The 14,147-nt window shown below is 28.2% G+C and carries 10 protein-coding genes; all 10 read left to right on the top strand.

What is annotated here, in order from left to right:
* The first annotated feature begins 140 nt into the window (after nt 1-140).
* Nucleotides 141-2,261, top strand: coding sequence for a polyribonucleotide nucleotidyltransferase (locus AC07E4_RS17390; RefSeq protein ID WP_478217056.1), 2,121 nt, complete (start codon nt 141-143; stop codon nt 2,259-2,261).
* Between the two features lie 199 nt (nt 2,262-2,460).
* Nucleotides 2,461-3,732 (top strand): M16 family metallopeptidase, encoded by a 1,272-nt coding sequence (locus AC07E4_RS17385; RefSeq protein ID WP_034438669.1) that lies wholly within the window; start codon nt 2,461-2,463, stop codon nt 3,730-3,732.
* A 96-nt stretch (nt 3,733-3,828) separates the two neighbouring features.
* Nucleotides 3,829-4,104: a YlmC/YmxH family sporulation protein gene (locus AC07E4_RS17380; protein ID WP_034438667.1), complete on the top strand. Its 276-nt coding sequence runs from the start codon at nt 3,829-3,831 to the stop codon at nt 4,102-4,104.
* Between the two features lie 170 nt (nt 4,105-4,274).
* Nucleotides 4,275-5,468, top strand: coding sequence for an aspartate kinase (gene dapG, locus AC07E4_RS17375; RefSeq protein ID WP_478217055.1), 1,194 nt, complete (start codon nt 4,275-4,277; stop codon nt 5,466-5,468).
* A gap of 94 nt (nt 5,469-5,562) precedes the next feature.
* Nucleotides 5,563-6,309 (top strand): ClpP family protease, encoded by a 747-nt coding sequence (locus AC07E4_RS17370; RefSeq protein WP_051539857.1) that lies wholly within the window; start codon nt 5,563-5,565, stop codon nt 6,307-6,309.
* A gap of 98 nt (nt 6,310-6,407) precedes the next feature.
* Nucleotides 6,408-8,744 carry an FtsK/SpoIIIE family DNA translocase gene (locus AC07E4_RS17365; RefSeq protein ID WP_478217054.1) on the top strand — a complete coding sequence of 779 codons (2,337 nt, stop codon included), beginning with the start codon at nt 6,408-6,410 and terminating at the stop codon, nt 8,742-8,744.
* 104 nt (nt 8,745-8,848) lie between these two features.
* Complete coding sequence (gene rimO / locus AC07E4_RS17360) at nt 8,849-10,174, top strand: 30S ribosomal protein S12 methylthiotransferase RimO (RefSeq protein WP_034438660.1); 1,326 nt, start codon at nt 8,849-8,851, stop codon at nt 10,172-10,174.
* Nucleotides 10,175-10,323: 149 nt separating this feature from the next.
* Nucleotides 10,324-10,866, top strand: a complete 543-nt coding sequence (gene pgsA, locus AC07E4_RS17355) for a CDP-diacylglycerol--glycerol-3-phosphate 3-phosphatidyltransferase (RefSeq protein ID WP_034438657.1) — start codon at nt 10,324-10,326, stop codon at nt 10,864-10,866.
* Nucleotides 10,867-11,143: 277 nt separating this feature from the next.
* Entirely contained in the window at nt 11,144-12,184 is a 1,041-nt protein-coding gene (recA, locus tag AC07E4_RS17350) for a recombinase RecA (RefSeq protein WP_430829580.1), read from the top strand.
* A gap of 379 nt (nt 12,185-12,563) precedes the next feature.
* Nucleotides 12,564-14,114: a ribonuclease Y gene (gene rny / locus AC07E4_RS17345; protein WP_034438653.1), complete on the top strand. Its 1,551-nt coding sequence runs from the start codon at nt 12,564-12,566 to the stop codon at nt 14,112-14,114.
* Nucleotides 14,115-14,147 lie beyond the last annotated feature (33 nt).

Below are 14,147 nucleotides of genomic sequence, written 5' to 3'. Positions count from 1 at the left end.
CTATGCCGCTCTATTATTTTAGGCATTACAATATTTAAATTGTGTGTTTAAATACAAATTTATTTGTAAGTAAAATTTAATTATAAAGTTATTAAATTTTACAAAAATACAAATAATAGTGATTGAAAGGAGGAAAATATATGATTAATACATTAAAAACCACTATAGCCGGTAGAGAAATGAAAGTTGAAAACGGCAAAGTAGGAATGTTATCTAACTGTGCTTTATTCATGAGTTATGGAGAAACAGTAGTACTTGTTAATGTAAATGCATCAGAATCACCTAGAGAAGGTATAGACTTTTTCCCTCTAAGTGTTGAGTATGAAGAGAGATTATACGCAGTAGGAAAAATCCCAGGAGGATTTATAAAAAGAGAAGGGAAACCTTCAGAAAAAGCTATACTAAATGGAAGAGCTATAGACAGACCAATTAGACCATTATTTCCTAAGGGGTATAGAAATGATGTGCAGGTTGTTTGTACAGTGGTTTCTGTAGAACAAGATAATGTTCCAGATATATTAGCAATGAATGCTGCATCAATGGCATTATCTTTATCAAGTATACCATTTGTAGATCCAGTAGGAACAGTTTCAGTTGGTCTTATAAATGGAGAATTTATATTAAATCCAACAGTTAAGGAAAGAGAAGAGAGTTCATTATCTTTAACAGTTTGTGCAACAAAAGATAGAGTTATGATGATAGAAGCTGGTGGTGATGAAATACCAGAAGAAACTATGATTCAAGCAATATCATTTGGATTTAATGAATGTCAAAAAATAGTTAAATTCCAAGAAGAAGCTATGGCTAAATTTGGAAAAGAAAAAATAACTCCAGAACTTCATAAAGTTGATGCAGAGTTAGAAAAGGAAATTAGAGAATTTTCTTTTGATATGTTAAAAGAAGCTATGTATATAATAGATAAGGATGAACGAAATGCAAAAGTTTCTGAAGTTAAAGAAAAAATAAATGAAGCTTTTGGAGAAAAATATGAAGATAATATGGCTGATGTAGCTGAAGTTATCTATGGAATTCAAAAAGAAATAGTAAGATATATGCTATTAAAAGAACAAAGAAGACCAGATGGAAGAGCATTTGATCAAATAAGACCTATAGGTTGTGAAACATCTATACTTCCTAGAACTCATGGAACAGGACTTTTCACAAGAGGATTAACTCAAGTTATGACTGTTGCAACTTTAGGAGCTTTAGGTGATGTTCAAATTATTGATGGATTAGGTGAAGAAGAATCTAAAAGATATATGCACCACTATAATTTCCCAGCATACAGTGTAGGAGAAGTTAGACCATTAAGAGGACCAGGAAGAAGAGAAATTGGTCATGGAGCTTTAGCAGAAAGAGCTTTAGAGCCACTTATACCATCAATAGAAGAATTCCCATATACTATTAGACTAGTATCAGAGGTATTAAGTTCTAATGGATCTACATCACAAGCTAGTGTATGTGGAAGTACTCTTGCCTTATTAGATGCAGGTGTTCCAATAAAGAGACCAGCAGCAGGAATTGCAATGGGATTAATAACAAGTGAAGATTTAAGTGAAGAAGAAGTATTAACAGATATACAAGGAATAGAAGATTTCTTTGGTGACATGGACTTTAAAGTTGCAGGTACAGAAAAAGGAATTACATCAATTCAAGTTGATACTAAAATAAAAGGTCTTTCAGAAAACTGCATAAGACAATCTATAGAAAAGGCTAGAGATGCAAGAATGTTTATATTAGACAAAATAAAAGCATGTATACCTGAAGCTAGAGAAGAATTGTCACCTTATGCACCTAGAATGTATACTATGACTGTAAAACCAGATAAAATTAGAGATATTATAGGACCAGGTGGTAAAGTAATAAAACAAATCATAGCAGATACTGGTGTTAAAATAGATACTAGTGATGATGGTAAAGTAGTAATAATGTCTAATGATAGTGTTAGCGCAAATGAAGCTTTAAGAATAATAAAAGAAATAACTAAAGAAGTAGAAGTTGGAGAAATTTATTTAGGTAAGGTTACTAAAATAACTACATTTGGAGCATTTGTTGAAATAATGCCTAAAAAAGAAGGATTAGTTCACATATCTAAATTAGATGTTGAAAGAGTAAACAAAGTAGAAGATATAGTATCAGTTGGAGACGAAATTTTAGTAAAAGTTACTGAAATAGATCAACAAGGAAGAATAAACCTTTCAAGAAAAGATGCAATAAAAGATACAGATAATAAAGAAACTGACAACAACGTTGAGAAGTAAACAAATAGAAGGGCATAATGCCTTTTTATTTTTTTATAATTTATTAAGTTGTAAAATTAAAATTTATAATAAGTAGTAATATAATATAAGAATTAGTTAATACTTAAATTTATAAAGAATTTTTTATTGATTTTTATAACAATATAGATTATATTAGAAATAAATTTTTAATAATATATCTTCAATGAGGAGAATCGAGATGTATAATTTATTTACTTTAAATAATGGTTTAAAAGTTGTAGTTGAAAACATAGAACATTTCAATTCGGTGTCAATTGGATTATGGGTTGAAAATGGTTCAAGAAAAGAAAATTTTTATAATAATGGAGTATCGCATTTCATAGAACATATGCTATTTAAGGGAACTTCCAATAGAACATCAAAAGAAATAGTAGAACAAATTGAAGATGTAGGAGGACAAATAAATGCCTTCACAGGAAAAGAATCAACATGTTATTACATAAAAACATTAGATACACATTTAGAATTAAGTCTAGAAATACTATCAGATATGTTATTTAATAGTTTATTTAGTGAAGAAGACATAGAAAAAGAAAAAGGTGTAGTAATAGAAGAAATAAATATGAGTAAAGATAATCCAGAAGATGTATTGATGGATGTACATGCTAAAGCTGCATGGGAAAATGATGGACTATCACTTCCAATACTAGGTACAGAAAACACTGTTAAGTCTTTTGATAGAAATTTATTAATAAATTATTTAAAAATGAATTACATACCAGAAAATTGTGTTTTATCTATATGTGGAAATATTAATATGAAAAATATAGAAAAATTATTAGAGAAATATTTTGGAAAATGGAAAACTGAAAATAAAAATATAACAGTATATTCTACACCTAAAATAACAACTAATAATTATTTTGTAAAAAAAGATATAGAGCAATTACATATAAATTTAGGAATCCAAGGTATGGCTCTTGGACATGATGATTTGTATACATCTATATTATTATCTAACATACTAGGTGGTGGAGCTTCTTCCATACTATTTCAAAAAATAAGGGAAGAGTTAGCTGTATGTTATTCAATATATATGTATATGTCATCACATGTAAATAATGGATTAATAAATATATATGCAGGGATAAACCCACAGTATGCAAAAGAAGCTATAGAAGCTATAGAAAATGAGACTAAAAATTTTGTTAAATATAAAATAAGTAAAGAAAAATTGTATAAAACTAAAGAGCAACTAAAAGGAAATTATATATTAGGTTTAGAAAGCACTAGCAGTAGAATGTTTAGTAATGGAAAGGCTGTACTGTTTTTAAATAAAATTAATACACCTCAAGATGTTATAAAGAAAATAGATAAAATAGATATGGAAAGTATAGATAGAGTAATGGAAAATACTTTTAAAAAGGGAATTATAAACTCTGCATTTGTAGGTAAGAATGTAGATGTGTTAAAAAATGATTATAATATAAAAGATGTTTTATTATCATAAAAATATAGTGTGACTCATAACTATTCTTTATATAGGTAAAAAATATTTACTGTGTAATTGTTCTATATAAAGAAATATAATATGAGGTGAGTTTTTATGGAAGATAATATTAAATATCTAAGTGAAATGGGAAAATACGAAATTATAAATATAAATGATGGTGATAAATACAATTTATTAGCTAACAATGATATAGTAATAGATGAAAATGGAGTATTAAAATTACTTTTATTAAATGATAATAAATCAAGTTTTAGCCTATTTAAAAGTAATGGATTCATGGAAGTACCTTGGGAATATGTGAAAAAAATAGGCTCTAAAACTATTATAATAGATATAGATGATGAAACATTGAGAGTTAATCGTGTATAAACTAATTCAAAAATAAGCTCGTTTAGTTAAATTTTATTAAAAAGATTATTAAATTAAAAAAAGTGAGCACATACTAGTTTTTAAAATATATCCAAATTTAAAAAACAATATGTAATATAAGTTTGGAAACCTAGAACATAATAAAATGACTAAGTTTGGGGGAGTAATTAATGAAAATACTAGTTCAAAAATTTGGAGGAACGTCTGTTTCAACTGAAAAGAATAGAAAATTAGTAGTAAAAAAAGTAAAGAATGCAATTAGTGAAGGATATTCACCTGTTGTTGTTGTATCAGCAATGGGAAGAAAAGGTGATAACTATGCAACAGATACATTACTTCAGTTAGTAAGTGACGATTTTAAAAAATCTAATTTATTAGCTACAGATGTATTATTAGGATGCGGAGAAATAATAAGCACAGTTGTTATGTGTAATGAGCTTTATAAAGAAGAAATAGATTCTATTCCATTAACTGGAGGGTTAGCAGGTATAAAAACTGATAGTAATTATGGATCTGCATCAATATTAGATGTAGAAACTAATAGAATATTAGATTTAATTAAAGATGGAAAAGTACCAGTTGTAGCTGGTTTTCAAGGTGTTGAAAATAATGGCTTTTTAACTACGTTTGGAAGAGGCGGTAGTGATGTAACAGGTGCAATACTAGGAGCAGCATTAAAGGCAGAAGAAGTGCATATATATACTGATGTTGATGGTATAATGACAGCTGATCCACGAATAGTTTCAGATGCAATGCTTATAAAACAAATTGGATATGAAGAAGTATTCCAATTTGCAGATCAAGGAGCTAAAGTTATTCATCCATTAGCAGTAGAAATATCTAAAAAATACAATATACCGTTAGTTATAAAAAATACATTAAATGATTGTATAGGAACTATAATATCTAATGATACGTGGGGAGAATCAAATAAAATTGTAACAGGAATAACTCATGTTAAAGGTAGAGTTCAAATAACTGCAAATTACAATGGAACAGATGAATATGTTAATTTATTAGATATATTAGCACAAAACAATATAAGTATAGATCTTATAAGTGTATTTCCAAAACAAAAAATATTTACAATTGCAGATAATGATTTAGAAAAATTTAAAGATATAGTTAGCAAATTAAATTTATCTTACTCATATATTGAAAATTGTAGTAAAATAGCCATAATAGGAACAAAAATGAAAGGTGTGCCTGGAGTTATGGCAAGAATTTTAAAAGCTCTTACAAAACAGAATATAGAAGTATTACAAACAGCAGACTCTCATATGACTATATGGTGTCTTGTTGAAGAAAAAGATACAGATATAGCTATAAATGTACTTCATGGAGAATTTAATTTAGCTCATTAAGTATAAGTGAATCTTTAAATGAACAGACTATTAAAAGATAAGATTATAAAATAATTATTATTTTATATAATTTGTTTGTTTAAGGAGGAAAAAGATGATATATAATGAAAATGGCAATATACTAGATGGTAATGTAAATAATGAACCTAATAAAGAACCTGAAAGTAACAATCCAAATCAAACAGAAAAAGTTCAAAATATTAAAGAATTAGGTGTGTCAAAAGTAGCTAAAGACGGAGATTCTAGCATACAAATTTTACCTATAATTGGACAGATAGAAGGTCATAATATTGGTGCGCCACAAACTAAAACTACTAAATATGAACATGTTATACCACAACTTATAGCAATGGAAAGGGATAAAAATGTTGAAGGTATATTAGTTGTACTTAATACTGTAGGTGGAGATGTAGAAGCTGGTCTAGCTATAGCTGAAATGATAAGAAGTTTAACTAAACCTACTGTATCATTAGTTATAGGTGGAGGTCATTCAATAGGAGTTCCATTAGCTACATCATCAGATTATTCATATATATCACCTAGTGCAACAATGATAATTCATCCTATTAGAATGAATGGACTTATTATAGGAGTACCTCAAACATTTGAATATTTTAGAAAGATGCAAGAGAGAATAACAGAATTTATAGTAAGAACATCTAAGATATCTATAGATGAATTAAACAAAATGATGGCTAGAACTGATGAATTGTTAAATGATATGGGGACTATATTGATAGGAAAACAAGCTGTTCAATGTGGTCTTATAGATGAAGTTGGAGGAATATCTCAAGCGCTTAATAAGTTAAATGAACTTATTGATAAAAATAGGTCTATATAGACCTATTTTTATATTGCTTAATATAAAACAAAATTATTTATATACAGATATAAAGAAGGTTCTAAGAGTTTTTTATAGAAATAATATGTGGAGGTGAGATGGTGGCAAAGAAAAACACTAAAGTAAAAAAGAAAACAACAAAAGATAAAAAAAATACAGAAATCAGACCAGAGCTTAAAGGTGTTATATTAATTATTTTAGGAATCATAACATTATTTAGTCTTATAGCAAGTGTTATTTCTGAAAAAACATCGTTAACAGGTGTCATGGGAATATTTATATATAATATATTAATTGGAATATTAGGCTTAGGTGCATATGTGTTACCACTGTTATTTATATTTATAGGATTTAACTATATATATAGAAATGGAAAAATAAAGTTTACTAAAAAATTTTATGGAATAATGTTATTTATAATAAATACATTATTACTTATACAAATGATAGTATTATTTAACTACCATATTGAAGGTGATATTTTATTAAGTATGAGCAATATTTATAATTCATCAAATATTATACATAGCGGGGTAATAGGTTATTTAATAATATTACCGGTTTATAAATTATTTGGTAGCATAGGAAGCTATGTAATATTTATATCTTTATATATAATATCTATTGTAATGATAAGAGATATTACACTTAAAGATATTGTAGACAGCATCAAGAAAAAAGGACAAGACCTAAAAAGTAATTCTAAAAATAAAGAAGGTAAAGAAATAAAAATAGATGAACCAATGAATGTAAATGAAAGTATTGCTGTTACAGAAGAAGTTTCATTAGATAACCCATTTTTTGATCTTAGCAATAAAGAAGATGATAGTAAAATTAAAATTGTTGAATTTCTAAAAGATGATGAAAATAAAGAAAGTACAGATACAGATTTTATTTTTGGAGATACAGTTCAAAGTGATTTAAGTGCCATAAAAAAACGTAGTTACAAAATTGAAAAAGAAGATGATGATTCAGAAGTGAACATTGGTATTGTAAATAGAAATACTATAATAAATTATGATAAGCCTAACATGGAATTGCTTTCTAAAAATGAAAATAGCCAATTAAAAAAAGGTGATAAAAAAGAATTATTAAACAGTGCAAGTAAGCTTCAAGAAACTCTTGCTAGTTTTGGAGTAGAAGCAAAAGTTACACAAGTTACAAAAGGGCCATCAGTAACAAGATTTGAATTGCAACCAAGTGCAGGTGTTAAAGTAAGTAAAATAGTTAATTTAGCTGATGACATAGCATTAAACTTGGCTGCGTCAGGAGTTAGAATTGAAGCTCCTATTCCAGGAAAAGCAGCTGTAGGTATAGAAGTTCCTAATAGAGAACTTACAGCAGTATACTTAAGGGAAGTTATTGAGTCAGATGAATTTATGAATTTTAATAAAAATTTAGCTTTTTGTTTAGGAAAAGATATAGGTGGACATTCAATAGTATCAGATCTTACTAAAATGCCACACTTACTTGTAGCAGGGGCTACCGGTTCAGGGAAAAGTGTGTGTATTAACACTTTACTTATGAGTTTACTTTATAAATATTCTCCTGATGAGGTTAAATTATTACTGATAGATCCGAAGGTTGTAGAATTAAATATATATAATGGGATACCTCATCTTTTAATACCAGTTGTAACTGAACCTAAAAAAGCTGCAGGTGCTTTAAATTGGGCAGTAAATGAAATGACTAGAAGATATAAAATATTTGCAGATAATAATGTTAGAAACATTGAAGGATATAATGAACTGGCTACTAAAGGTATAGTAGAAGAAAAACTTCCATGGATTGTTATAATAATAGATGAGCTTGCTGATTTAATGATGGTATGTCCAAATGATATAGAAGATTATATTGGAAGACTAGCACAAATGGCAAGAGCTGCAGGTATGCATCTTGTTATAGCAACTCAAAGACCATCTGTAGATGTAATAACTGGAGTTATAAAAGCAAATATACCATCAAGAATATCTTTTGCTGTTTCTAGTCAGATAGATTCTAGAACTATATTAGATTCCTCAGGAGCTGAAAAACTTTTAGGAAAGGGAGACATGCTATTTTATCCAGTAGGAGAATCAAAACCAATAAGAATACAAGGAGCATTTGTATCTGAAGAAGAAGTTGAAAGAGTTGTTGGGTTTATAAAATCTCAAATCGAAGAACATATATATTCAGAAGAAATAATAGAAGAAATCGAGGAAGGTGCAAAACCTTCTAATGGAGATAATGAATGTGATGAATTATTAAATGAAGCTATAAGGATAGTAATAGATGAAGATGCTGCATCTACATCATTATTGCAGAGAAGATTAAAAATAGGATATAATAGAGCGGCAAGAATTATAGATGAAATGGAGGAGAGAGGAATAATATCTGGAAAAAATGGAAGCAAACCTAGACAAGTCTTAATAAGCAAAGAGGAGTTTAATAGTTAAAGATTAAAATATATATCATAAAGTAGATTAGAATTTCAATAATAGGATAAGATTATCATTAGGATGGAATATAAATATATTACATTCTAAATAGGAGGTAACGAATGGAAAAATTAAAAATAGGAGTAATAAACTTAGGTTGTGATAAAAATAGAATAGATTCTGAAATTATAGTTGCAACAGTAAAGGAGAAATTTGAATTAATTAATGAGCCTGAAAATGCAGATGTTATAATTATAAATACATGTGGCTTTATTGAAAGTTCAAAGCAAGAATCAATAGATACAATACTTAGTATGGCTAAATACAAAGATGAAAATAATTGTAAGGTATTAATAGCAACAGGATGTTTAACTCAGAGATATGGTAGTGAGCTTTTAGAACTTATTCCTGAGTTAGATATTATTTTAGGTGTTAATGATTATGATAAACTTACAGAAAGCATAGAAGAAGTTTTAAAGACAAATAAAAAAATAGCATATACAAATTATAGTGATTCTAATATAAACACAGGAAAAAGAGTTGTAACAACTGGAAATAAAACAGCATATTTAAGAATTTCAGAAGGATGTAACAATGCTTGTGCTTATTGTGCTATACCTAAAATAAGAGGTAGATACAGAAGTAGAAAAATGGAAGATATAATAATGGAAGCTAAAGAACTTGCAATTAATGGATATAAAGAAATAATATTAGTTGCACAAGATACAACTAGCTATGGAATTGATTTATATAAAGAGAAAACATTGCACATACTTTTAAGAGAACTATCAAAAATAAAAAGTATTGAATGGATAAGAGTTTTATATTGTTATGCAGAAGAGCTTACAGATGACATAATAAAAGAATTTAAAGAAAATGAAAAAGTATGTAAATATATAGATATTCCAATACAACATATAAGTGACAATGTTTTAAAATCTATGAGAAGAAAAGGAAGAAAAAGGATAATAAAAGAAAACATATTAAAGCTAAGAGAAAATATTCCTAATGTGGTATTAAGAACAGCTATTATAGTTGGTTTTCCAGGTGAGACAGAAGAAGATTTTGAGGAGTTAAAAGAATTTATAGAGGAAATAAAATTTGATAAATTAGGAGTATTCACATACTCACAAGAAGAAGGTACAGTTGCAGCTGATATGCCAAATCAAATAGAAGAAGAAGTAAAGGAACTTAGATATCATGAGCTTATGGAACTTCAACAAAAAGTGTCTAAAGGTGTGAATAGAAGTAAAGTTGGAAGAACATATAAAGTGTTGATAGAGAATAAAGATGGAGAAGTATACATTGGAAGAAACTATGAAATGGCTCCAGAAATAGATGGAGAAGTATTTGTAGAAGGAAGTAAAGACTTAAAAATAGGTCAATTTGTAAATGTTAAAATTATAAAGGCGCTTGAATATGATTTAATAGGTGAAGTATTGTATTAAATTTTATGTTTTTTTTATAAACAAATATAAAAGGTTGAAATAGACTTTTGAAACCTAGATAAAGTTAGGATTAAGAAATTCTATAAAATATATTTAAATAAAAGTAAGTATACCTTACTATTAAAAATAGTAAATGGGAGTTGTGTTGTATGAATTTAGCAAATAAGCTTACAGTTATAAGAATGATTTTAGTACCATTTTTCTTGTTGTGTATGGCAATAGGTACTAAAATGGGAATATTTATTGCAACAATTATATTTATAGTTGCATCAATCACGGATAAACTAGATGGTTATATAGCAAGAAGCAGAAATCAAGTAACTAATTTTGGAAAATTTATGGATCCTTTAGCAGATAAACTTTTAGTTACATCAGCATTAATTGTAATGGTTGAATTTGGAATGATACCTTCATGGGTGGCTATGGTTATAATAGCAAGAGAATTTGCAGTTTCGGGATTAAGAACAATAGCGGCTTCAGAAGGGATTGTTATAGCAGCAAGTAATTGGGGTAAAGCTAAAACAGTAGTTCAAATGGTTGCTATAATAGCTGGATTAATTACTTTAAATGTCAATGTATCAATATTAAATACAGTGACTGATATATTTATGATTTTAGCAGTTGTTATAACTATAGTATCTGGAATAGATTATTTTGTGAAAAATAAAAGTGTAATAAATACTAATAAATAAAGCCTTAGTATTTATTATAAAAAAATTTAATTTAAAATGTTTTTATTTAAATTAAATTTCAATGTTGTTTCAAATCTTAAATATAGTATAATCTATATAATGAATATATAAATAGTAAATAAAAAGAGTATATAAAAATAAGCATTCAATTCTTAGTTTTATATGAAAAGACTCTAAAAAATATTTAATACATTCATTTTATATTGGGAATAATATTAATCTGTCATAAATTTATTAATTGTTTATATAATAATTAATAGTAGAAAGGATGAAAAGTATGGATAGCGAAAAGTTAAAAGCATTAGAATCTGCCATGTCACAAATTGAAAAACAATTTGGTAAGGGTTCTATAATGAAATTGGGAGAAAATAGTGGTTTAAATTTAGATGCAATATCTACAGGATGTCTAGGATTAGATATAGGACTTGGAATAGGTGGGGTTCCAAGAGGTAGAGTAATTGAAATATTTGGACCAGAATCTTCTGGTAAGACAACTGTAGCATTACATATTGTAGCAGAAGCTCAAAAAGCTGGTGGAGTAGCTGCATTCGTAGATGCTGAACATGCATTAGATCCAGTTTATGCAAAAGCATTAGGAGTAGACATAGATAATTTGTTAGTATCACAACCAGATACAGGAGAACAAGGGTTAGAAATTGTTGAAGCATTAGTAAGATCAGGTGCTGTAGATATTGTAGTAGTTGACTCTGTAGCAGCATTAGTACCAAAAGCAGAGATAGAAGGTGAAATGGGAGACTCACATGTTGGTCTTCAAGCTAGACTTATGTCTCAAGCGTTAAGAAAATTAACAGGTTCAATAAATAAATCTCAATGTGTTGCAGTTTTTATCAATCAATTAAGAGAAAAAGTTGGAATTATGTTTGGAAATCCAGAAACAACTCCAGGCGGAAGAGCTCTTAAATTCTATTCATCAGTAAGAATGGATGTAAGAAAAGTAGATACTATAAAACAAGGTGATGAATTCTTAGGATCTAGAACAAGAGTTAAAATCACTAAAAATAAAGTAGCACCACCATTTAAACAAGCGGAATTCGATATAATGTATGGTCAAGGTATATCTAGAGAAGGTGATGTATTAGATATTGCAGTTAAAGAAGAGATTGTTCAAAAAAGTGGAGCATGGTTCTCTTATGGTGATGTAAGATTAGGACAAGGAAGAGAAAATGCGAAAGCATATTTTAAAGAAAATCCAGAAATAAGATTAGAAATAGAAAATAAAATCAGAGAAAAGCATAATCTCCCATTATATAAAGAAACTAAGAATATAGAAAAAAAAGAAATTAAAGATAAAAAATAGCAAGTTTACTTGCTATTTTTTTATTTTAATAAAATAATAAATTAAAATATTTTAAAATATAAAATAAAGTATATCAACTTTAAAAAATGGATATAATTAAAATAATAATAAAAAATGCAAAATAAAAAATTTTATATACATATAAATAATATTTGTATATAAAATAAAAGAAAATCTCAACTATGCAGGTGTTTTAGTACATACTACATATCTTGACATTGGATAGAAAGTAATATAAAATAAATACAAATACTGGTTTAGCATAATTTAATTGCAACCAAATTAATTGCAACCAATTGAATAAAATGTGACACCTTTTCTAGCTTTCATTTTCAAGTAAATAGATACTAAAGAATGAATAAGGAGGTGTTTATATACAATGATTAGTGGAGGTTTGCTAATAGGAATAGGAATATTAGTAATTGCTATGTTCATTGGAGCTTTTGTTATTATTTATACTAGAAAAAATATATCTCAAGCTAATATTTCTAAGTCAGAGGAAGAGGCTAAAAGGATTGTAGAAGAAGCTAAAAGAGAGGCCGAATCCACAAAAAAGGAATCTATATTAGAAGCTAAAGAAGAAGTTCATAGATTAAGAACAGATTTTGAGAAGGAATCTAGGGAAAGAAGAAATGAAGTTCAAAGACTAGAAAGAAGAATAATTCAAAGAGAGGAATCTTTGGATAAAAAGAGTTCTATATTAGAAAAAAAAGAAGACGGTATTAATAAAAAACAACAAGAAGTTGAAAGCTTAGAACAAAGCATACAAGAGTTGTATACACAAGAAAGACAAGAATTAGAAAGATTATCAAATCTTACATCTGAAGAAGCTAAACAAGTGTTATTGGATGAAGTGAAAAAGGAAATAAGACATGAAACTGCTATAATGATTAAAGAAGTTGAGCAAAAGGCAAAAGAGGAAGCTGATAAGAAGGCGAGAGAAATCATAACTTATGCTATTCAAAGATGTGCAGCAGATCATGTTGCTGAATCTACAGTTCATGTAGTTTCCCTTCCAAACGATGAAATGAAGGGAAGAATAATAGGTAGAGAGGGTAGAAATATAAGAGCCCTTGAAACGTTAACTGGTGTTGATTTAATAATAGATGATACTCCAGAGGCAGTAATTCTTTCAGGATTTGATCCAATTAGAAGAGAAGTTGCTAGAATAGCCTTAGAAAAGCTTATTGTTGATGGAAGAATACATCCGGCTAGAATAGAAGAAATGGTTGAAAAGGCCAAAAAGGATGTAGAAAATGATATTAGAGAAGAAGGAGAACAAGCAACCTTTGAAACAGGAATACACGGTCTACATATAGAAGTGTTAAAATTACTAGGAAGACTGAAGTACAGAACAAGCTATGGTCAAAATGTTTTAAAACATTCCATTGAAGTAGCATATTTAGCAGGTTTAATGGCATCAGAATTAGGCATTGATCCAACTATTGCTAAAAGAGCAGGATTGTTACATGACATAGGTAAAGCTGTAGATCATGAAGTAGAAGGTCCACATGCGTTAATAGGAGCTGAACTTGCTAAAAAGTATCACGAATCTCCAATAGTAGTAAATGCTATAGCGGCTCATCATGGTGATGTTGAATATCAATCATTAGAAGCTATACTAGTTCAAGCAGCTGATGCAATTTCAGCAGCAAGACCAGGTGCTAGAAGAGAAACATTAGAAGCTTATATTAAACGACTAGAAAAGCTTGAAGAAATTGCAAATTCATATGAAGGTGTAGAAAAGTCATATGCTATTCAGGCTGGTAGAGAAGTTAGAATTATGATTAAACCAGAAGAAATTGATGATGCAGGAGCTATTGAAGTGGCAAGGGATATAGTGAAAAAAATAGAAGATGAACTTGAATATCCAGGTCAAATTAAAGTAAATGTAATCAGAGAAACTCGTGCAATTGAGTATGCAAAATAAATTTGATAAAAATAATCTTCTTAAATTTTGGAA

It is taken from the genome of Clostridium amazonense, from assembly GCF_056431285.1.
This window is presented reverse-complemented; position numbering and strand designations above follow the sequence as displayed.

What these genes read in the sequence shown, in the direction of transcription:
- AC07E4_RS17390 (WP_478217056.1), top strand. Translation starts at nt 141, where the DNA reads ATGATTAATACATTAAAAACCACTATAGCCGGTAGAGAAATGAAAGTT.
- AC07E4_RS17385 (WP_034438669.1), top strand. Translation starts at nt 2,461, where the DNA reads ATGTATAATTTATTTACTTTAAATAATGGTTTAAAAGTTGTAGTTGAA.
- AC07E4_RS17380 (WP_034438667.1), top strand. Translation starts at nt 3,829, where the DNA reads ATGGAAGATAATATTAAATATCTAAGTGAAATGGGAAAATACGAAATT.
- dapG (WP_478217055.1), top strand. Translation starts at nt 4,275, where the DNA reads ATGAAAATACTAGTTCAAAAATTTGGAGGAACGTCTGTTTCAACTGAA.
- AC07E4_RS17370 (WP_051539857.1), top strand. Translation starts at nt 5,563, where the DNA reads ATGATATATAATGAAAATGGCAATATACTAGATGGTAATGTAAATAAT.
- AC07E4_RS17365 (WP_478217054.1), top strand. Translation starts at nt 6,408, where the DNA reads ATGGTGGCAAAGAAAAACACTAAAGTAAAAAAGAAAACAACAAAAGAT.
- rimO (WP_034438660.1), top strand. Translation starts at nt 8,849, where the DNA reads ATGGAAAAATTAAAAATAGGAGTAATAAACTTAGGTTGTGATAAAAAT.
- pgsA (WP_034438657.1), top strand. Translation starts at nt 10,324, where the DNA reads ATGAATTTAGCAAATAAGCTTACAGTTATAAGAATGATTTTAGTACCA.
- recA (WP_430829580.1), top strand. Translation starts at nt 11,144, where the DNA reads ATGGATAGCGAAAAGTTAAAAGCATTAGAATCTGCCATGTCACAAATT.
- rny (WP_034438653.1), top strand. Translation starts at nt 12,564, where the DNA reads ATGATTAGTGGAGGTTTGCTAATAGGAATAGGAATATTAGTAATTGCT.